This window comes from Saccharopolyspora montiporae, from assembly GCF_015209505.1.
GTDB lineage: Bacteria > Actinomycetota > Actinomycetes > Mycobacteriales > Pseudonocardiaceae > Saccharopolyspora > Saccharopolyspora montiporae.
The window spans coordinates 18,105-37,760 of record NZ_JADEYC010000001.1 but is presented as its reverse complement, the minus strand read 5'-3'; the positions used below and the strand labels follow the sequence as shown (position 1 = coordinate 37,760).

Here is a 19,656-nt window from a genome sequence, read left to right as displayed (position 1 = left end):
TTGGAGCCGTCCCGTCGAGGTGAAGGCAGTGCTGATCTCGGGTGGGTCCGCTGCGGAGACGAGAAGGGACTCCAGGTAGATCGAGTGGTGTCTCAGAGACCGACTGGTCGCGGGACTCGACGCCGACAGAGCGATCCGCGGGACGATGCTGCGGGTCACGCAGCCATGTGCGCAGGTGTTCGTAGCCCTTGCCGGCATGCACTTTGGCCGGCCTGCGCCGTCCGAGGGCCGCGGCATGAGCGCACGGCCGGGATGGCGCGCACGAGGGGTTTCACCGCGTTCATGTCATGGGTGTTGGCCCCGGAGACCGCCACGGCCAGCGGGAGCCCGCCCGCCTCGGTCAGGATGTGCAGCTTCGACCCGTTCTTGCCGCGGTCGAGGAGGTTGGGTCCGGTTGCGGTACCCCGTTTTTCGCGCGAACGCTGGCCCCGTCGACGATCGCTCGTTCCCAGTCGAGCTCCCCGACCGAACCGAGTTCATCGAGCACGGCCCGGTGCAGATACCGCCACACCCCGGCCTGGGTCCGCTCCGGAAACCGCCGGTGCGCGGTGGGCACACTGACCCGGAAAGACGGCGGAAGCTGCCGCCAGGAACACCCGCTGGTCAGCACGAACACGATCGCCGTGCGGAGCTGTCGGCGAGAGTCCCATCGGTGACGGTTGAGCACGTTGTTCTGCACGAGGCTGAAAAAGTTCTCCACTGTGACGTCGTTCGCCGACGTGGTGTCACCTGCCCCATCGGTCCGTGCATCCCCATGCCGTGGCAATGCCAAAAGACCCGCGCGGGAAGAGCTCGTGGCGGTCACCAGGGGCACCGCCACGTCGGGCACGGGCACGAGCGTGCGGGTTCAGGTCGTGACGCGGTGCGGTGGGCTGGTCGGGGTGCGGTCGAGGACGGCAAAGCGCATTCCGGCTCCGACGAGCCGCTCCGTCAGCGCGGAACCCATCGCGGTCGCCGGTGTCACCTGACCGCTGACCTCGGGCAAGTCGTCGAAGGCCAGGCTCAGCGCTGACTCGGCGAGCATCGTCGCCGTCTCGTCGTAGCCCGGGTCGCCGCCGCTGACTTCGGTGATGACCGTGCGGTCGCCTTCGCGACCGATGAAGCGGACGGTGAACCAGCTTTGCGCGCGCCGTTCTGCACTGGGCCCCGACCCCGGTTCCAGCCGATTCTGCAGCCATTTTCGAACTGGGGTGATCTGGGCGGCCAGCGCGAGCACGCCCAACCCCGCGACACCCGCGATGGCCACCGGCAGCCGTTTCACCGCCGCGTAGTGCCCGTAGGTGAACTCCGGTCCGTACGCGGTGCTCGCCGCGGCCGATCGGGTCACCACCTGCGGGTCGATCGTCGGCAGCGGCAGGGACCACGCGTGCACCGGGCTGGATAGCTTCGCCCGGCCGGTGTGGGTGCGCACCTTCCTGCCTTGCGGTTTCGGCTCGGCACGGCGCCTTTCCTTGGCGGTCCGGGCCATCGTGGACGCGCGGGAGAAGGCGGTCAGCGCGCTGGCGTAGGTGCCGCCGGAGAACCGGCCGCCCACGCGCACGAAGCCCTCGACCCGCACCGGCTCACGTGCGGGCAGTCGCGAAACCGTGTGCAGGACGCCGAGGTCGTGCGGGATGGAGTCGAAGCCGCAGGCGTGCACGATCCGGGCTCCGGAGGTCGCCGCGCGTTCGTGGTGGCGCAGGTACATCCGGTCCACGAACTCGGGCTCGCCGGCGAGATCCACGTAGTCGGTGCCGTTGTCGGCGCACGCGGCCACCAGCGGATCGCCGTATTGCGTGTAGGGCCCGACGGTGGTGATGACCACCCTGGCGCCCGCCGCGAGCTCCTGCATCGATGCCGGGTCGGTCGTGTCGGCGTGCACCAGCGGCAGGTCGGCGCAGGCCGGGTTGATCTCGGCCAGGGCCGTCCGCACCGCGCGCAGCTTGTCCGCGTTGCGCCCGGCGAGGGCCCAGCGGCACTCCGCGGGGGCGTGCCGTGCGAGGTATTCGGCGGTGAGCTTGCCCGTGAACCCGGTCGCTCCGAACACGACCAGGTCGTGCGCGCGTTCGCCTGCCATGCGCGAGCTCCTGTTCGGCTCGATCGCGGTCATCGTACTGCCGGACATCACTATTACCCGCCAGTAGCCCACGGGGCAAGGAGCATTTACCGGGCCGGCACCACCAGGGCACGTCGCCTGGTCCAGTTCTGCCGTGCTTGGCGTGATGTGCCCCCGGGTCGTCGGAGCGGCAGTACAGGCCGTGGGCGAGCATCCGGGAGGCGGCGGGAAGCAGCCGCCGGTGTTCTGCAGCGGTTCCAGGAAGACCGCGACCACCGTCTCTGGCCCCTCCCGCTCGATGGCGCGGCCGATCTCATCGGCGGCCCAGCGGCCCAGCGGCCCAGCGGCCCAGCGGCCGAGCGGTTTCGACGCGGGGCGGTGGGCCGGGCACCGGCAGTGACAGCGCACGTGGACAGCGCACGTCCGGTTGCGTTCCTAGCGCTGACGGAGGTGTCGGACTCTGGCCGTCACCCCTCGTAGGAACTTCCGGATGCCATGTCGTCGAGCAGCATCGGGGTGAGTCGCTCCTCGTAGACCGCTACCCGGTGCTCGCCCAGGTGTTGGGCGAGCTCGGCATCCCACGAAGCCGGTGAGATGCGCCCGGGATCCGGGCCATCCGGCTTGTCCCCGACTTCGCGCAGATAGTCCGCCGTGGACATCCGCCACGGGTGTGCACCCGTCTTGTCCATCACGTAGGACGCGATGCGGATACCTTCCCCATCGAGATCACCGTGGTAGTGCAGCTCAGCCCCCGAGTCGGCGAGCATGCGAAGTAGGAGAATCCCCGCGCTGTTGGGCCAACCGGACGTGCACACGACCGGTGGGCAAGCCCTACCGAACCGTCGCAACGCCGAAGACAGAACGCTCGAGTTTTCCACGACCCAGACGATCGGGTGGAAAACGGGGAGATCCGTGGAGTCCCGCAACTGTCCGAGGGTCAACGCAGCGGCATGCCCGGAACCGGCGCACGCGCGCAAGATGACTGCGGGCAGGCTGTCACCGTCCGGGTGGATTCCCGCGGCGAGGACCACGCTTGACAGTGCGTCATCCGCTACTCCGACGGACTCCCACACCGCACGGCGGTGTGCGTTGTCCCGACTGCGCCGCGCCTGCTCGCTGGACGACCGGGTGACCTGCTGGGCATGCGCATGGTCCCGGTGCCGATCCAGCCAGGGTTCGGCGAGGTCGCGGAACTGATCCAGAGCACTGCTCAGCCCCTCCAAGGACTCACCTTCGGTGGGCAGCCCGTTGCAGGCGGCACGCTCATTCACCGCGTGCAGCGCGGACCGCACCGCGGCTTCGCGCTGCACGACCATGCGCAGCCAGTCTCGTACGGCGGAATCGTAGGCGGCTTCGGCCGATTCGGCCTGACCGAGCCGATTCCGGCAACCGTCGAGTTCCGCGTGTCCCGGGCGGCCTTCCAGGTCGCGGTTGAGTCGTCGGTCTCGTTTCTGGACGTGTGCCAGCCGCTCATCGAGCGCGCGCAGCGTGCTGTCCAGTTCCTCGACGCGGCGGGCGAGTTCGTCGAAACGCCGTTGCCGAGCTCGTTCCCGGGCTGCAGAGGTTCAATCCAGGCCGTCTCGGCCACGGTACGGGCATCGCCGAGGACCGTGAACGGCCCGCGCACGGATGCCGCGACGGTCGTCGCGATCGTGTCCCGACCGCCCTACTGACCCACGAAGCTCCACATCCGGAAAAGAGACGGGAATGTGACTCACCGCACCGTGCCGCGCACCGGCCGGATCCTCGGATGTGATCGAGATCGTGATCAGACCGCGGCACGTCGAACCGGCCCACTACCCGATGGGTACCGTGATGCCTCGTGACGCGGGGTGTTCGGAAGTCTGCAGCGCGGTTGATCGGCCGGTGGCGCATCGCCGAGATGCGCCACCGGGATCGCGACGCGATCGACCTGGTGAAGGCGGGTTTCATCGAGTTCGCAGCCGGCGGAACCGGTCAGGTCGGTTTCATCGCCGTCCAGGCTGAGCTGGACTACCGCCCGGGTGAACGCGACGGCATGCCCGGTGCGGAGTTCACGTGGGCGGTGTCGACGACGGCGATCTCCCACGTCGAGTGAGTGGATCGGGTCGTGAGCGAGTACCAGTACTACGAGTTCCTGGCCCTCGACCGGCCGTTGGACGATGACGAGCAGGCCGAGGTCCGTTCGCTGTCCACCCGGGCGACGATCACGGCCACCAGTTTCGTCAACGAATACCACTGGGGCGATTTCCAGGGTGCCCCGAGCCGGTTGATGGAGCTCTACTACGACGCGCACTTGTATGTGACCAATTGGGGAACCCACCGGGTGATGTTCCGCCTACCCTGTGCTCTCCTCGATCCCGATGTCGTCGAGGACTACTGCGTCGGCGACCAGGTGATTTCCTGGGTCGTGGACGAGTGCGTCGTGCTCGACTTCACCAGCGAGGATCATCACGGTGAGTTCGATTTCGACTACGACGCCGAGACGTTGCTCTCGGCGATCGTCGGAACTCGCGCCGAACTCATGACCGGCGATCTCCGACCGCTCTACCTCGCCTGGCTGGCCGCCTACGGCGCGTGGGAACGCGACGAAGACGTCTTCGACCGCGACGCCGACAACGATCTCGAACCACCGGTTCCGCCCGGATTGGGCACGCTCACCGCGGCGCAGCAGGCGTTGGCCAGCTTCCTGCGCCTCGACGACGACCTGATCGCGACCGCGGTCGGGGCGTCGACACCGATCGACGAATACGCCGACGATCCCGACGAGCTCGCCGCATGGATAAACCGCATGCCGGTGATCGACAAGGACCGGCTCCTGGTGCGGGTCGCGCAGGGAGAGGCTGTGCGGGTGCAGATGGAACTGCTGCGCCATTCCCGCGGCGACGCCTCCCGGACCATCCCCGGCCCGGACCGCCGGACCGTGGCCGACCTGCTCGACGAGGCAGCGAGACGACGAGCCGAGCGCGAGCGTCGCCGAGCCGAACAACGCGCCGACGAGCAGGCGCGCCGGGAACAGGAGCGTCTGGACGCCCGTGAACGACGACTCGACAAGCTGGCCGACGAAGAACACGCCGCTTGGTCGCGCGTCGGGGCGATGATCGCCACCAGGAAATCGACCGAGTACGACGCGGCCGTCACCCTGCTCACCGATCTCCGAACGCTGGCCGAACGCGAGGACCGTGACGACACGTTCGCGGCGCGGGCCCTTGCGTTGCGAGAAGCACACGCACGCAAACCCGCCCTCATCGAGCGCCTCGACCGAGCGGGAATCTGACCGCCTCAACGGAGTGTGAGACTGGTGCAGTGATGGGTGCACAGCACTCGCGCCCGAGTTCACCGCGTAACGGGTCCGGTTTGGGAACGGGTCCGTCGTGCCAGCACTACCATCCGACGAAGCCCTCGTCGGCTCGGGGACAGGCTGTTGGACAACACTTCCGGAGCGCTGTCGCCGAATTCGGCTAGCAGGGAAGCCATTCTGGCGCGGGTGGGTGGACTTGTCGGCGTCGGTCCACGTGATGCGGGCTTCCTCCGCGTGCCCGGAGGCTTTGCTGTGTCCCGGCTTGGTGAAGTCGGATTCTTGGACTTCATAACACCGTGAGGCTGCTCCGGTCCCAGTCGATCGGCGTGCGCATGTCGAGCTGATTGCGCCGGCGGTCGTACCAGATCTCCGAGGTATTCAAAGAGGGCGCCGGCCGGCTCGGAGACGGGTGCGCCAGCGGTGCCGGTCGAGCTGCTCGGCCGTTCCGCGGGGCAGGCCGGAGCGGCTCGGCGTTGTGGATGGCACGACGGTGCCGTTTCGGCGACCACGTCGTCAACTCTTGGGTATCACGGGCTCGGCGGCTCGGCGGAGTTCTGCGATTCCTGCGCGTGCGCGGTCCGTTTCGGCGAGCGAGTGACACGCCCGAAGCGGCCAGCAGGCGCGGCAGCAACCAGTTCTCGATGCCGGGAACCGGTCCGGCACCAGTGCTAGCTCGCGGCCGGGAGGTGGCGTCGGAACCAGGCGGTCAGGCCGGCGTCCACGTCGCGGGCCAGCGGTTGTTGCGGTGCGGGTTCGATGCCGGGCTCGTCGGCGAGCGGGTGCGCCAAGCCGGGGATCGGCAGCAGCTCGGCGCCGGGTCCGACGGCGTCGACGAGATCGACCGCGTCGGCGCGCAGTGCCGGGTGGTCCAGCTCGCCGCTGACGACCAGCAGTGGTGCGCGCTCGGCGATGCTGCCGGCCTTGGTGACGAAATCCCAGCTGTCGACGACGTTGTCGGACTCGGTGTCGTAGGGGTAGTCACCGTCGAACAGGTCGACGACCGACCGCAGCCGGATGGCGGCGTTCACGACAGCGCCGGCGAAGAGCGGAGTCGCGGTGTCGGCGAGGATCCGCAGCGCCACGGCTGCGCCCAGCGAGCCGCCGAGCACCCCGATCGGGCCGTCGGCGACCGGCAGCTGCGCGCGGATGGAGTCCAGCGCGGCTGGGAACTCCTCGGTGGCTTGCTGGACGAACGGGTGCAGCGCAGACATGAGCACATCGGTGCGGAGCAGTTCCAGACCGGCGTCCATGGTGCCGTTGACCATGCGTGCCCCGCACATGGGCATGCCGAGGTGCACCCGCCACGCGGGTAGGTCGTGCATCGGTAGTGCGGCGGCGAACGCGGGGTCGGACCTGGGTGCGTCCAGCATGTGCCAGGTGACGATCAGCGGTGCGGGGCCGTCGTCGGGAGGTGGCAGAGCGGTGAACGGTACTCCGGCGGCGGTGCCGGTGATCGGTGAGCGCATGCGGCCACGGTAGGCCCGACGGCCGGGGCTCGCGGGGAATCGGGTGCGCGTCCGGTGAGTCGGCGCGGTGAGCCGAGGATGGTGCGGTTGTCCGGTTCGTCGGGTCGATGGGCGGTGTCGCGCCCGCGCGGGCGGGGTCGTCAGCGTGCTCCGCGGGCCGGGTGAGTGCCGAAACGCTCGGCAGCACAAGGATGAAGACTGTCGCTCGTGGCTCGGACGGGAAGGCCGCGACGGCGGCCAGGCGAGAGGACCCTCGCCTGGCCGCGTCTGAGCGGGCTGAGCGCGAGCCCGATCCGCTGCGATGGTTCAGAAGATGCAGTAGATCGAGGTGTAGCCGATCTTGCCGTCGGGCAGCAGGACCGGGCGCCAGTCGGTTCCGGGATTGTCCGTGCCGCAGTAGTGCGGTGGGATGGCTTGGCCCTGCACCACCTCGAAGGTCTGGTAGCTGTTGCCCTCGTGGATCGTGCCGATGAGTGGAGCGCTCAGGTTCGGGGATTCGAACAGCTGGACGGTGAACCTGGCTTGCCCCATCTGCTGGGCCTGCCCGACGCCGGTCAGGCCGACCGCCAGTGCCGCTGCGCAGGTCGCCACGGTCGTTGCACGCGTGAGAGCGCGGACGGTGGAAGGCATGTGTGACCGACTCCTTCGGTGCTCGTCGTTGTCGGGGAACATCGCGCCGCCGGATCTCCGGGGAAGCGCCGCATCCCGTTTCGGAAACTAGCAGAACTGATCAGCCGTGGTGGCGTGTTCGTCGTTGGCGGACAACCACTTCCGAGTCGCGCATCGGATTTTCCGGACTTCCATGGCGGCGGTCCGGGCGGGAGAGGTTGCGGGGAAGACACTGTCAACCTCAAGGCCGGGTATCGCCGAGGCGTGGTCGGGTCAGCCTCGCCCGTCGGTCCGATTCGTCGCGTCGGTGGCGCCTGCGGCGATGCGCCGTACCGCGTCGAGGGTCAGCGCGCGATCGTAGCCGTGGCCGCTGAGCGCGCGGTGCATGGTGAGCCCCTCGATGAGGGCGTCGATCTGGCGGGCGGTGACCGGGTCGAAGTGCCGCTGCAGTTCGTTGCGGCTGTTGTGCATCCACTCGTCGAGCACGTCGCGGAAATCCGGCCGCCGGGCGGTCAGCGCGTAGAACTCCTGGGTCAGCACCAGATCTTCTCGGGTGGCGAACACGTCGACGTGGATGATGTCGACGACGGCCTCGACCGCCTCGGTGAACCCGTGCGCGGCGGCCAGCCTGCGTTCGAACCGCGCCGCGACGGACCGGGTGAACCGCTCGAACGCCTCGCGCAGCAGTTCGTCCATGTTGGCGAAGTGGTAGGTCATGGACCCCAGCGGCACGTCGGCGTGCGCGGCGACCTTGCGGTGGGACACGCCCGCGACCCCGTCGGCGGCGATGAGCCCCAGGGTCGCGTCGATGATCCGGGAGCGCCGCTCGGGATCGAACCGACGAGACCGCCCCATCGCGCGGGCACCTGCCTTTCCGAGGTTGGATCGCGAACCGCGTGCCTGCGTACAGGATCGCATCCGGGTTGTGGCGGTGCGCGTGGCCGGCAGCGGAGGGATGCGTACGGTCGTACATAACGAGTGTACGATCGTCCGCGTGCGTCCGCGCCGAGGTGACGCACGCGCCTTTCCGCACCCGCGTGCGAACGGAGAACCATGACCGACCGCCTCGGTCGCACCGCGCCGCCCACCGAACGCTCGACGCCCACCGCGCGGTGGCGCGCGCTGCTCGTCCTGTTCGCCCTGCCCGGGGTGGCCCTGGCCTCGTGGGTGAGCCGCACCCCGGCCATTCGCGACGCGCTGGAAGCCTCGACCGCCCAGATGGGTCTCGTGCTGTTCGGCCTGTCGATCGGCTCGATGAGCGGCATCCTCTCGTCCACACCCCTGGTGCGGCGGTGGGGCACGCGCACCGTCATCGCGATCAGCATCACGCTCATGGTGACCGGACTGGCGGTGCTCGGCACCGCCTCCACGCTCGGCATCCAGGCCGGCGCGTTCACCGGCCTGCTGCTGTTCGGGCTCGGCATGGGCAGCTCGGAGATCGCGATCAACATCGAGGGCGCCGACGTCGAACGGCTCGCCGGCCGACCGCTCATGCCGCTGCTGCACGGCACCTTCAGCGCCGGCACCGTCGTCGGCTCGCTGCTCGGGCTCGCCTTCGCCCACGCCGAGGTGGCCGTGCTCTGGCACCTGCTCGGGGTCGCCGCGGCCGGTGCCGGCACGGTCGCCCTGGCGATACCGGCGATCCCCGGCGGGTTCGGCCGCGAGCGATCCAGCCGCCGCGGCGGGATCGGCCCCGCCGCGCGCCGCCAGCTGCAGCTGTGGGCGCAACCGCGCATCGCGCTGCTGGGCTGCGTGGTGCTGGGCATGGCCCTGGCCGAGGGGGCGGCCAACGACTGGCTGCCGCTGCTGATGGTCGACGGGCACGGTGTCGACCCGGCCACCGGGTCCCTGCTGTTCGCCCTGTTCGCCGCATCGATGACCACCGGGCGCTTCACCGGATCCTGGTTGGTGACCCGGTTCGGCCGCGCGCAGGTCGTGCGCGCGAGCGCGGTGTGCGCGGGGATCGGGCTCGTGCTGGTCATCGTCGCCGAACACCACGCGCTCGCGGTCGCCGGTGTCGTGCTGTGGGGCTTGGGTGCGGCACTGGGATTCCCGCTGGCGATCTCGGCCGCCGGGGACGGCGACGGCGACACTACGGCCCGGGTCAGCGCGGTGGCCACGGCCGGCTACATCGCCTTCCTCGTCGGCCCGCCGCTGCTGGGCTTCCTCGGAGAGCGCTTCGGGCTGCAGCACGCGATGCTCGCCGTGCTGGCCCTCGTGGCTTGCGCCGCGGTCACCGCCCCGGCCGTCCGCGCACCCGGCGATAGCCGACGATGAGCATGCGGTCCACGAACGCGCCCGATCGACCGCTGGGGTCGCTGCGCCGCACCGCGGTCGTGTGCGGGATCATCGGTGCTCTGGCGGCCGTCCTGGTGCCGTTCCTGCCGGTGGCCCAGGAGATGACCACGCTGCGGTGGCCGACGGCAGAAGGCACCCGCTCGGTGTCGGCTCCGCTGGCGGCCTACCAGCCGACCCGGCTGGACGTCGCCGTGCCGTGCGAAACCGCGCACGACCTCGACGCGCGCAGCCCGCAGCCGGCGGTGCTGGCGAGCACAAACCCGCCGGAGGCGCCCTACGGCGACCTCACCGGCCTACGCCTCGACATCGACGACGGGCAGCTGCGGTTGCTCACCCAGGGCAGGCAGCTGGGCACCGCGGCACTGCCCGCCGGTGACTGCGCCATCAACGTGCACGCCGACGGGCACGGCACCCGTGCCGACGTCGGCGGGGAATCGTTCGCGCACACCGGCGGCGACGCTCGCCCACAGCTGACCGGCATCTACTCCGATGTGGACGGCGCGGTCGACGCGACACGGGGCCTGTCGGTCACCGCCGAGGTCGACGACCGCTACAACAGCCACCCGACACCGCTGAAGCTCGCCGTCATGGCGGTGGCCGTGGTGGCCTGCGCGGCAGCGCTGCTGGCGCTGCACCGCATCGACGCGTACCGGGGCCGCCGCCCGGTGCGCGCGACACGGCGACGGTGGCGACCCACCGGACGTGACGCGGCGGTGACCGCAGTGCTGCTGGCGTGGTGGCTGATCGGGGCGATGACCGCCGACGACGGCTACTTCCTGACGATGGCGCGCGCCCGCGACGACCTGGGCTACGTCAGCGACTTCTACCGCTGGTTCTCCGGCACCGTGGCCCCGATGGGCTGGTTCGTGGAACTGTAGGCCCGATGGGTGGCGTTCTCCACCGCCACGCCCTGGATCCGGCTACCCGCCCTCGGCATGGGACTGGCCGGCTGGCTGCTCATCAGCAGATTCGTGCTGCCCCGGCTCGGCCAGCGGGTGCGCCGCAGCCGCGCGGCCGGATGGGCCGCGGCAGCGGTGTTCCTGGCCTGCTGGCTGCCCTACAACAACGGGCTGCGCCCGGAACCGGTCGTGGTCGTGCTGGCCCTGCTGGCGCTGTGCCTGGTGGAGTACGCGGTGGCCACCCAGCGCCTCGCGCCGGCCGCGTCCGGCCTGATCGTCGCCGCGTTCTCGGTGGCGGTCAACCCGCACGGCATGGTGGCGGTGCTGCCGTTCGTCGCGGCGGCCAAACCGCTCTGGCAGCTGATGCGCCGCCGCGTCGACCAGGTCGGCTCGTCGGCGGTGCTGGCCCCGATCGCCGCGTCCGGGCTGGTGGTGCTGGTCGCGGCGTTCTCCGATCAGACCTGGGCCAGCGTGTCCGACGCGACGTCCGTGCGTTCGCAGATCGGGCCGTCGCAGGGCTGGTACGAGGAGCTGAGCCGCTACACGCTGCTGTTCTCCTCCTCGCCCGACGGGTCGCTGTCGCGCCGGTTCCCGGTGCTGCTCATGCTGCTGTGCTTGGCCGTGTGCGCGGCCGTGCTGCTGCGGCGGGGCCGCATCCGCGGGGCCGCGCTCGGCCCGAGCCGACGGCTGCTGGCCGTGGCGGGGCTGTACTTCGTGGCGCTGGCGCTGACCCCGACCAAGCACACCCACCACTTCGGCGTGTTCGCCGCGGTGGGCGGCGCGGTGGCCGCGCTGACCGCGCTGGCGGCCAGCAGCACCGTGCTGCGGTCCCGCCGCAACCGGGCGGTGTTCGTCGCCGGGCTCATGCTCGTGCTGGCGCTGTCGGCCACCGGCCCCAACGCCTGGTGGTACGTCTCCGGCTGGGGCGTGCCCTGGCACGATAAACCCCCATCCCTCGGTGGGTTCGCGCTCAGCACGGGCCTGCTGCTGGCAGCCGTGATCGCCCTGCTCGTCGCGCTCGTCGAACACCTCAAGGTCGACGAGCGCCAGCCACCCGTGGCCATCGAGGAGAACCGGTCGCGAGCACTGCGGCTGGGGACCGCTCCGCTGTCGATCGCCTGCGCGCTGCTGGTGCTGGCCGAACTCGCCGCGCTGGCCAAGGTCATCCCCGAACGCTGGGACACCTACACCCTCGCCACCGATAACGTCGGGCAACTCGCGGGGCGAAGCTGCGGGTTGTCGGACTCGGTCTACGTCGAGGACGACCCGGCCTCCGGGGTGCTGCCCGCGTCCGACCACCAGCCCGAGCACCCGGTCCCCGATGCGCGGGGCGGCCAGGACGAGTCCCCCCGGCAATACCTCGCGCACACCTCCCGCGGGTTCGCGCGCGGCGGCCTGCCCGACACCCGCGACCCCGCCGAGGGGCAGCCGACCTGGACACCGCCGAACCGCATCGGCCCGGTTTCGGGCAGCTACGGCGCACCCACCCGCACCGGCGAGATCCGCACCCCGTGGAGCGGGTTGCCCGAACGCGCCCGCACCGGCGAGGTTCCCGTCGTCGTCAGCGCGGCCGGCACCACCTCGGGGGCCAACGCGGTGACCGTCGAGTTCGGCCGGGACACCGCCGCCGGTTTCGAGATCCTCGACCGCGTCGCGGTCGGACGCGGCGGCGACCGCAGCTGGAGCGACGAGCGGGTGCCCACACCCGAGGCGGCCACGAAGGTGCGCCTGGTCGCGGAAGACCGGGCGCTGGACGAGAACGGCTGGCTGGCGGTCAGCCCACCGCGCGCCCCGCAGCTGACCCCGATGACCGACGTGGTCGGCGACGACCCGGCGTTCGTCGAGTGGACCGCGGCGATGGTGCACGCCTGCGCGAACATGACCCGCATCCGCAACGGCATCGCCGAACTCCCGCGCTACCGCATCTCCGGCGGGCAGGAGCTGCGCGACATGGGGCAGGGCTGGTCGGCGCCGAACGCGGGCGGACCGTTCGGCTACCTCAACGTGGCCACCAGCATGGCCGAGGTACCCACCTACCTGCGCAACGACGGCGGGACCGACTGGGGATCCCTGTACGAGGTGCACCCCTACGAACCCGATGCGCTGCCCGCCACGGCAGCCGCCGACACCCGGATCGAGCAGCACTGGGGCTGGTGGCGACCGGGCCCGCCATCGACCCCGATCACCCTGCCCGGCGACGCCCCGGCCTCCAACGACCGCAGCGACATCCAGCCCGGCCCACGATGACCCGCGCGGGCTCACATCCGAATCAACCGGGAGGGTTGCGAGGTCACGCCGGCATGTACTCGCCGCCGTTGGTGTCCAGGGTCGCGCCGGTGATCTCGGAGGCGTAGCGCGACAGCAGGAACAGCACCGACCCGGCGCACGCCTCGTCGGTGGGGATCCGGTCCAGCGGGATGCGCCCGGCGATCTCGTCGTAGACCTGCTGTTCGTCGACGCCGCGCTCCTCGGCGGTCATCTGCAGGTAGTACCGCACACCGGGCCCGTCCATCCAGCCCAGTGCGGCCTGGTTGACCCGGATGCCGGATTCGCCGAGCTCCAGGGCCAGCGAGCGGGTCGCCGCCGACATCGCTGCCTTGGCGATCGCGTAACCGGCCTCACCGCGCACGGGCTTGCGCGTGGCCATGGTGCCGACGTTGACGATCGAGCCGCGTCCGGCTTCGCGCATGTGCGGCACGACTTCCCGGGCGAGGTTCAGCGCGCCGAACAGGATGATGTCCATCGACCGCTGCAGCTGCTTGTCCGGTGTGTCCAGCAGGTCCGCGAAACCGGGGTGCCCGTAGGCGGAGTTGACCAGGCCGGTGATCGTGCCGAAGCGCTCGACGGCGGTGCCGACCAGCCTGCTGACGTCCTCGGCGCGGCGGACGTCGCAGGGCACGCCGATGGCTTCGCCGCCGGCCTGCGCGACGTCGCGCTCGACCTGGTCCAGCACGTCGCCGGATCGCGCCGCGGCAACGACTTTCGCTCCTTCGGCCGCCGCCCGCGTGGCCAGCTTGGCGCCGAGACCCGGCCCGACGCCGGAGATGAGCACGACTTCGCCGTCGAGCATCACAGGTATTCCTCCTGGTAGAACGCGAAGTCCGCGTCGAGCTGGTCGGCGGAGAGACCGAATTCCTCCGGTGTGTAGCGGTGCGCGGCGCTGCGCTGCTCGCGGTCGCGCTCCACGTAGGACTCGAACGCGCTGCGATCGTCGGCACCCGGTGTCCGGCCCAGCGACCGCAGCACCCGCAGCGCTTCGGCGACCGGGGTGTCGAGCATCGCGTCGAAGCGGACGTCGACGAAGCGTTCCGGCCGCGCCTCGCGGACCCGGGTGAACGCGCGCAGCGATGCGGCGAACCGCTCGCTCCAATACCGCCCGATCGCCGCGTCGTCGACGGTGTCGCTGTACTGCTTGGTCAGGTTGCTGACCATCGAGGCGTAGGAGGGCACCGCCCGCGCAGGCGAGCGGTGGGTCATGACGATCGAGCAGTCCTCGAACGTGTCCAGCACGGTGTTGACGGCCGTGAGGTGGTGCGGGGACTTGAGGATCCAACGCAGGTCCGAACGCTGCGGCTGTTGCCACTGCAGCACCTGCAGCCACTGGTGCAGCTCCGCGTAAGCCTTGCTCTGGTCGGCGCTGCGCAGCCAATCACCGTAGCTGGGCACCCAGTGGAAGGACTCGAAGCTCATCGAGGTGAACGACCGGTCGACGAGGATCACGTCCTCCTCCGGGGCGTCCCAGGCCACGGTGTGCAGGTCGCCGAAGTCGGGGGAGAGCTCCAGGAACGCCTGCTGGCGCTGCTGCGCCCGGTGCTTGCGCTCGGCGGCGTCGGCGCCTTCGCCGGGGAAGGGCAGCGGATAGGTGGTTTCCCAGGACATCGTCGAGGTCAACTGCGGTGAGCTGGACAGGAGCCGGTGCAGCAGCGTGGACCCGGTCCGGGGCAGGCCGCAGATCTCGGCGGCCACCACGGGCCGCACCTCCTGGATCTCCGGGTGGGCGCGTTGCAGTGCCCGCAGCCGCAACCGGTCGGCCAACAGCGCCGTGAGCCGGCGGTGCATCATCGCGCGGCCCTGCTCGGACAGCTGCGCCTCGTCGTCGAGCGCTGCCACCAGGACTCCGAGCGGTTCGAGGAACCAGTCGTCGCCGAACTCGTCGAGCCCGGTCTTGTCCCGCGCGGCCGAGAGCAGGTCGTCGACGCGCAGTTCGCTGCCTGTGGCCGTCACCGGTCCTCCTCGTCGTGCAGGTCATCCAGGGAATCCAGCGGCACCACTCGGCACGTCGGGATCGGGTGTTGTTCGGCGCCGAGCCAACGCAGCAGCGCGGTCCCGCGGTCGTGCCCGCAGGTGTCGATCCAGTTGCCCACGCCGGGATCGCGGTCGGCCACGACGATCCGCAGCCGCCCGTCCGCGTCCAGGCGCGCGGTGTGCTTGTTGACGGTGATGCGGCGGCGCTGGTCCAGCGATTCCATCCACCAGTTGTCCAGCTGGAAGTTCCAGTAGGGGCATGGCGGCACGTCGGTGTCGATCACCCATGCCTGACCCGGTTCGAGTTGCCAGTAGCCGTGCAGGTAGCAGATTTCCGGGTCGCCGCCGGCGCGCTGGAACATCTCCTGGCCGAAGTCGACGAGTTCGTTGGGGCGTTCGGCGAACATGTCGGTCCAGCCCGCGAACGTCGCCGCGGTGCCGTGCACGGCCAGCGCTGCCCGGCGCAGCGCGCCGAGCAGGAACGTCGGGTCCAGCGGTTCTGCTCGGTCCGGCTCGCCGATCCGCTGGATCTGCCATTTCCCGGGGGTTTCGGTGGTGCGGTCGAGGTAGGTCTGGCGCACCACCAGGCCCGTCGAGTCCGGTGCCAGCGGCAGCCAGTTGCGTCCTTGCCGGGTGGCGCTGGCGATGATCTCGATGCTGCCGTCGGGTTCGGGCACCAGGTCGGCGTCGCTGAGCTCGCCGGTGGAGGCCATGGTGCCGTCCTTGGCGTAGCGGTTGGCCTTGGAGCCGATGCTGAAGTAGCTGATCGTGCCGCGCTCGCCGGTGATCCGGTATTCCCGGTCGCCGCGGATGTTGGCCGAGAGGTAGACGTTGTCCGGGTTGTCGGCGCCGATCTTGACCAGGTCGAGCTCGTGCAGCCGGGGTTGGTCGGGGTCGGCGTTGTCGACGCAGGAGTACAACATTTCCCGCGTCAGGCGGGTGAGGTAGCGGAACCCCTCGGCGCGGTCGAAGGCGGTGTTCGGGGTGTTGTCGGACAGCACCACGTCGCCGGCTTTTTCCAGGGCCCGGCAGAACTCCGACCACGCCTGGCCGGTCCGCACCGCTTCGGCCGCCTCGTCGGAACCGGTCACCGGACCTCCTCGGAAAGAACGTGTTCTAGTTGAGCACTCTAGGTTCATTCCGGACAACGTTCAATATGTTCGGTCGCCCGGGAACACGCCCTGCGCGCGCAGCGCATCGACGACCGCCCCGGCAGCGTGCTCGGGGCTCATCGACGTCGTGTCGATGCGCAGCTCGGGGTGGTTCGGCGGCTCGTAGGGGGAGTCGATGCCGGTGAAGTTCGCCAGCTCGCCGCGCCGCGCCCGCGCGTACAAGCCCTTGGGGTCGCGCTGCTCGGCGACCTCCAGCGGCGCGTCGACGTGCACCTCGCAGAACTCATCCGCGGCCATGCGCGCGCGGATGTCCGCGCGCTCGGCCCGGAACGGGGAGATGAACGAGACGAGCACGATCAACCCGGCATCGGCCATCAGGGCGGCGACTTCGGCGACCCGCCGCACGTTCTCCACCCGGTCGGCGTCGGTGAACCCGAGGTCCTTGTTCAGCCCGTGCCGGACGTTGTCGCCGTCGAGCAGGAACGTGTGCCGGCCCTCGGCGTGCAACGCCCGTTCGGCGAGGTCCGCGATCGTCGACTTGCCCGCGCCGGACAGCCCGGTCAACCACACCACGCACGGGCGGTGCCCGTTGCGCGCCGCGCGCGCCTCGCGGTCCACGGTCAGGTGCTGCCAGGCGAGATCCCTGCCCCGCGGGAGCGACCGTTCGATCATGCCGGCCCCGACGGTGCCGTTGGTGAACCGGTTGAGGAGGAACGATCCGCGCGGTCGAGGAGGTCTGCTGTGCCCGTCACGCGACTCCCTCCGGTTCGCCGAGCACGGCGCCTGCCAGCTCGGGCCGGCAGATCAGCAGGTCCGGCAGCCAAGGATCGGGCTGGTTGTAGACCAGGGGCGCGCCGTCCAGCCGCGAGGTGTGCATGCCCGCCGCGCGGGCGATGGCCACGGGGGCCGCGGAGTCCCACTCGTACTGCCCGCCGGCGTGGGCGTAGGCGTGCACGTCGCCGCGGACCACGGCCATCGCTTTGGCCCCGGCGCTGCCCATCGGGACGAGATCGGCGTCCAGCGCGGTGGCGATCCGGTCGATGTCCTGTGGCGGGCGGGTGCGGCTGACGGCCAGGCGCACCCGCCCGGCCGGCGCGGAGGCCGGGGGAGGGCAACCGGTGGTCTCGGTGCGGCCCAGGGCCGGGAGGGCGACCGCCGCTGCGGTCACCTCGCCGCGTTCGCACAGGGCGACGTGCACGGCCCAGTCGGTGCGGTCGGGTTCGCTGAACTCCCGGGTGCCGTCCAGCGGGTCCACGATCCAGACGCGTTCGGAGGTCAGCCGCCCCGGATCGTCGGTGGCTTCTTCGGACAGCACGGGATCGCGGGGCCGGTGCCGGGCGAGTTGCCGCGCGAGGAAGTCCTGGGCCAGGCGATCGCCCTGCTCGCGCCTGCGGGCGGGGTCGGGCGTGGTTCGCCGGATCCCGAGCAGCAGGTGGCCGGTCTCGGTGGCGAGGTGGTGTGCCAGGGCGGTGTCCGCGGTCATCACGAGCACGCTAGCCAGGGATCGAACAACGTTCAATACTCTTTTTGAACAACGTTCACCCCCGTTGCGGGCGGCATTCGGCCACACCCCGGACGCCGCTCACCGCGCGGTAGGCTCGCGCTGTGGACGCGACGACCGAACCCGGCCGCACCGCCTGGGGTGACGCGGAAGGGCGGCGCCGGGACATCCTGGCCTCGGCCGAGCACCTGCTGCAGGAATCCGGCTACGCGGCGTTGACCATGCGCGGCATCGCCGCCGGCGCGGGCGTCTCGGCAGGCACCGTCTACCAGTACTTCGGCGGCAAGGAAGAAGTCTTCGTCGCGCTCACCGCCCAGCGCCTCGACCACATCGAGCGGGTTCTGGCCGATGTGGACCGCACCATCGGTATCGCCGCGGTGCTTCGCGAGATCCTGCCGCTGATCACCGAGCTGTGGCGCCGACTCGGCCGCTCGGCCTCGCAATGGGAGGCCAAGGTCCTCGCCGAGGGGCGGCGCAGCAAGGACGCGATCGCGTCGATCACCGACTACCGCCGGGTGTTGCACCAGCTCGACCAGACGTTGCGCGAGGCCGCCGCGGAGCGCGGGCAGACCGTGATCGACGATCCCGTGTTGCCGCACTGGGTGTGGGACGCGCTCATCGGCACCGCCGACGATCTGCTGCTCGGCGGCTCCCAGCAAGGACGCATCAAACCCGAGCGCGTGGTGGAATTCGCCACCGAGGCCATCGAGCGCAGCATCCTCGTGCGGTAGCGCACCGACCGTGCCCTCCACTGTGGAGGGTAGCGGGGTGATTACCTCCGCGGGACGCGAGTGATCACCCGCGCTGGAAGGCCAGGCCGGGGTTCCGGTGCCGATGGGACGACGCGGCGGACGGGAATGCTCACGAACCCGGGTCCGCGTCCCGTTCCCTGAGGCGGCGCTCCAGGTGGGTGATGCGCTCGGTGTTCTCGAAGAAGTCGGTGTGCTCGACGACCCGGCCCCACTGGGCACGAATCAGCAACACCGCGCGATTGGCGTAGAGCTGTTCGCCCTGCGGGCCCAGAGCGTGGTCATCGAAGCGGACGATCATCGTCATCCGCCAGGGCGGGCCCGATACGACCAGGTCGTGGACCTCGCCCTGCAGTCCCGCGGCGACGAACTCCTGCAGGAACCGCTCGATGGACTGCTTTCCCCGGTGGTCACCGGCGAAGCGGTGCTCGCCGTCCGGGAAGTGCAGGACCGCGTCATCGGCGTAGTTGGCCAGCAGGGGGTGGTAGTCACCGGCGTTGAGTGCCTGAACGTCTCGCTGCAACCGCAGTCGCAACACACTTCTGATCAGGCGATGAATCCGTCCGGCGAGAAACTGATCGTTTCTCCATGAGGACGTGCGAGAGGCTGTCCATCGGGATACGGCCTGTGAGACAACTGTGGCGGCGGAGATCAACGTGGTTCGGTGGAGTCCTTGAGGCGTTCTGCTATGCCGGTGACGTCGTCCAGCTCGCCTGCAGCTACCGCCATAATCAGCTCGTACGCCTGGTCGTTGGACAGGGTCAGTCGCCGTCCGTTGACACCAAGGAACGCGATCGTCGCGGCCAAGGACAGCCGCTTGTTGCCGTCCACCAGGGCGTGGTTACGGGCCAGCGAATGCAGCAGGGTCGCGGCCTTTTTGTCCAGGCTCACGTAGGCGGCAGCCTCGAACGCCGTGGGTTGCGGCCACCTCAACGCTGACTGGAGCAGCCCGTGCTCGTGGACGGATGGCTCGCCGCCCAGGGTCCGTTCGGCGATGTGCAGCAGCTCTGGCAGTGTCAGGTAGAGCACTGGCCGAGGCGCTCCAGGGCCTCGGCGTAGCGAGGCAGCTCCTCGTCGAGTACCTGGTCGAGCAGTTCGGCGCGGCTGTGGTTCTCGACGTACTCCCGCACCGCCTGCCTGGCGACGTCCTGCATCGAGCGGGACTCGCGGTCGGCACGGTGGCGCAGCGCGTCGGCCTCCTCATCGGAGAGCCGAAGGGTCATAAGCATGCCAAGGTAGTATCACGAATGATACCGAGAATCAGTGTTTGGGGAGTATTGCTGAGCGAAACACACAGGTGAGTCGACCGGACACCGTGGCCGGATCGGCGGTCTCCCACAGTGGTGTGCTCGGCGCCGGAGGAGACCCCGCGGAGATCCCTGCACGATGATCGAACCGGTGTTGCTGTGCACGACCACCGCGGGCTTGCCGGAACCGGGTAGTGCGCCCAGATCTCGGCAAC

The 19,656-nt window shown here is 70.2% G+C and carries 19 protein-coding genes and 2 pseudogenes; 7 read left to right on the top strand and 14 right to left on the bottom strand.

The genetic code is table 11. The features are described from left to right. Positions 1 to 157 precede the first annotated feature (157 nt). From IQ251_RS19535 to IQ251_RS00160, 3 genes and pseudogenes are all read right to left on the bottom strand, one after another. Positions 158 to 637, bottom strand: a pseudogene (locus tag IQ251_RS19535) (IS5 family transposase); the annotation flags it as partial. A 210-nt stretch (positions 638 to 847) separates the two neighbouring features. Continuing rightward, positions 848 to 2,056 carry a saccharopine dehydrogenase family protein gene (locus IQ251_RS00165; RefSeq protein ID WP_193926313.1) on the bottom strand — a complete coding sequence of 403 codons (1,209 nt, stop codon included), beginning with the start codon at positions 2,054 to 2,056 and terminating at the stop codon, positions 848 to 850. Between the two features lie 446 nt (positions 2,057 to 2,502). Beyond that, positions 2,503 to 3,351 (bottom strand): TIGR02679 family protein, encoded by an 849-nt coding sequence (locus tag IQ251_RS00160; RefSeq protein WP_193926312.1) that lies wholly within the window; start codon positions 3,349 to 3,351, stop codon positions 2,503 to 2,505. Between IQ251_RS00160 and IQ251_RS19930 the strand changes: the two genes are divergently transcribed. From IQ251_RS19930 to IQ251_RS00145, 3 genes are all read left to right on the top strand, one after another. Continuing rightward, positions 3,310 to 3,708 carry a hypothetical protein gene (locus IQ251_RS19930; RefSeq protein ID WP_193926311.1) on the top strand — a complete coding sequence of 133 codons (399 nt, stop codon included), beginning with the start codon at positions 3,310 to 3,312 and terminating at the stop codon, positions 3,706 to 3,708. The genes IQ251_RS00160 and IQ251_RS19930 overlap by 42 nt on opposite strands. Before the next feature lie 149 nt (positions 3,709 to 3,857). After that, on the top strand, positions 3,858 to 4,112 hold the full coding sequence (locus IQ251_RS00150; protein WP_193926310.1) for a hypothetical protein: 255 nt from the start codon (positions 3,858 to 3,860) through the stop codon (positions 4,110 to 4,112). A 12-nt stretch (positions 4,113 to 4,124) separates the two neighbouring features. After that, on the top strand, positions 4,125 to 5,291 hold the full coding sequence (locus IQ251_RS00145; RefSeq protein WP_193926309.1) for a hypothetical protein: 1,167 nt from the start codon (positions 4,125 to 4,127) through the stop codon (positions 5,289 to 5,291). Positions 5,292 to 5,983: 692 nt separating this feature from the next. On the opposite strand, the gene IQ251_RS00140 is transcribed toward IQ251_RS00145, so the two are convergent. The 3 genes from IQ251_RS00140 to IQ251_RS00130 all read right to left on the bottom strand — a co-directional run bounded on the left by IQ251_RS00140 (position 5,984) and on the right by IQ251_RS00130 (position 8,245). After that, on the bottom strand, positions 5,984 to 6,781 hold the full coding sequence (locus tag IQ251_RS00140; RefSeq protein ID WP_193926308.1) for an alpha/beta hydrolase family protein: 798 nt from the start codon (positions 6,779 to 6,781) through the stop codon (positions 5,984 to 5,986). A 306-nt stretch (positions 6,782 to 7,087) separates the two neighbouring features. Beyond that, entirely contained in the window at positions 7,088 to 7,411 is a 324-nt protein-coding gene (locus IQ251_RS00135) for a hypothetical protein (RefSeq protein ID WP_193926307.1), read from the bottom strand. A gap of 252 nt (positions 7,412 to 7,663) precedes the next feature. Continuing rightward, complete coding sequence (locus IQ251_RS00130; RefSeq protein WP_228045849.1) at positions 7,664 to 8,245, bottom strand: TetR/AcrR family transcriptional regulator; 582 nt, start codon at positions 8,243 to 8,245, stop codon at positions 7,664 to 7,666. A 198-nt stretch (positions 8,246 to 8,443) separates the two neighbouring features. Between IQ251_RS00130 and IQ251_RS00125 the strand changes: the two genes are divergently transcribed. The 3 genes and pseudogenes from IQ251_RS00125 to IQ251_RS19525 all read left to right on the top strand — a co-directional run bounded on the left by IQ251_RS00125 (position 8,444) and on the right by IQ251_RS19525 (position 12,834). Next, positions 8,444 to 9,667, top strand: coding sequence for an MFS transporter (locus IQ251_RS00125; RefSeq protein WP_193926305.1), 1,224 nt, complete (start codon positions 8,444 to 8,446; stop codon positions 9,665 to 9,667). After that, positions 9,664 to 11,607 (top strand): annotated as a pseudogene (locus IQ251_RS19530) (arabinosyltransferase domain-containing protein); the annotation flags it as partial. The gene IQ251_RS00125 and the pseudogene IQ251_RS19530, both read left to right, overlap by 4 nt. Then, complete coding sequence (locus IQ251_RS19525) at positions 11,584 to 12,834, top strand: arabinosyltransferase C-terminal domain-containing protein (RefSeq protein ID WP_370591123.1); 1,251 nt, start codon at positions 11,584 to 11,586, stop codon at positions 12,832 to 12,834. The pseudogene IQ251_RS19530 and the gene IQ251_RS19525, both read left to right, overlap by 24 nt. Positions 12,835 to 12,877: 43 nt before the next feature. Here IQ251_RS19525 and IQ251_RS00115 read toward each other — a convergent pair whose 3' ends face one another. From IQ251_RS00115 to IQ251_RS00095, 5 genes are all read right to left on the bottom strand, one after another. Continuing rightward, positions 12,878 to 13,657, bottom strand: a complete 780-nt coding sequence (locus IQ251_RS00115) for an SDR family oxidoreductase (protein ID WP_193926304.1) — start codon at positions 13,655 to 13,657, stop codon at positions 12,878 to 12,880. After that, on the bottom strand, positions 13,657 to 14,811 hold the full coding sequence (locus IQ251_RS00110) for a sulfotransferase family protein (RefSeq protein ID WP_193926303.1): 1,155 nt from the start codon (positions 14,809 to 14,811) through the stop codon (positions 13,657 to 13,659). The genes IQ251_RS00115 and IQ251_RS00110 overlap by 1 nt, the downstream gene beginning before the upstream one ends. Beyond that, positions 14,808 to 15,923 carry a DUF1214 domain-containing protein gene (locus IQ251_RS00105; protein WP_370591109.1) on the bottom strand — a complete coding sequence of 372 codons (1,116 nt, stop codon included), beginning with the start codon at positions 15,921 to 15,923 and terminating at the stop codon, positions 14,808 to 14,810. Before IQ251_RS00105 ends, IQ251_RS00110 begins: the two co-directional genes overlap by 4 nt. Positions 15,924 to 15,983: 60 nt before the next feature. After that, on the bottom strand, positions 15,984 to 16,616 hold the full coding sequence (gene cysC, locus IQ251_RS00100) for an adenylyl-sulfate kinase (RefSeq protein ID WP_193926301.1): 633 nt from the start codon (positions 16,614 to 16,616) through the stop codon (positions 15,984 to 15,986). A gap of 76 nt (positions 16,617 to 16,692) precedes the next feature. Continuing rightward, positions 16,693 to 17,427 carry a 3'(2'),5'-bisphosphate nucleotidase CysQ gene (locus tag IQ251_RS00095; RefSeq protein ID WP_193926300.1) on the bottom strand — a complete coding sequence of 245 codons (735 nt, stop codon included), beginning with the start codon at positions 17,425 to 17,427 and terminating at the stop codon, positions 16,693 to 16,695. A gap of 122 nt (positions 17,428 to 17,549) precedes the next feature. On the opposite strand from IQ251_RS00095, the gene IQ251_RS00090 reads away from it, so the two are divergent. Beyond that, entirely contained in the window at positions 17,550 to 18,176 is a 627-nt protein-coding gene (locus tag IQ251_RS00090) for a TetR/AcrR family transcriptional regulator (protein WP_193926299.1), read from the top strand. 130 nt (positions 18,177 to 18,306) lie between these two features. Here IQ251_RS00090 and IQ251_RS00085 read toward each other — a convergent pair whose 3' ends face one another. The 3 genes from IQ251_RS00085 to IQ251_RS00075 form a co-directional block, all read right to left on the bottom strand. After that, positions 18,307 to 18,717, bottom strand: coding sequence for a nuclear transport factor 2 family protein (locus tag IQ251_RS00085; RefSeq protein WP_228045848.1), 411 nt, complete (start codon positions 18,715 to 18,717; stop codon positions 18,307 to 18,309). A 128-nt stretch (positions 18,718 to 18,845) separates the two neighbouring features. Continuing rightward, complete coding sequence (locus IQ251_RS00080) at positions 18,846 to 19,223, bottom strand: type II toxin-antitoxin system death-on-curing family toxin (protein ID WP_193926298.1); 378 nt, start codon at positions 19,221 to 19,223, stop codon at positions 18,846 to 18,848. After that, complete coding sequence (locus IQ251_RS00075) at positions 19,211 to 19,423, bottom strand: ribbon-helix-helix protein, CopG family (protein WP_193926297.1); 213 nt, start codon at positions 19,421 to 19,423, stop codon at positions 19,211 to 19,213. The genes IQ251_RS00080 and IQ251_RS00075 overlap by 13 nt, the downstream gene beginning before the upstream one ends. Between the last annotated feature and the right edge of the window lie 233 nt (positions 19,424 to 19,656).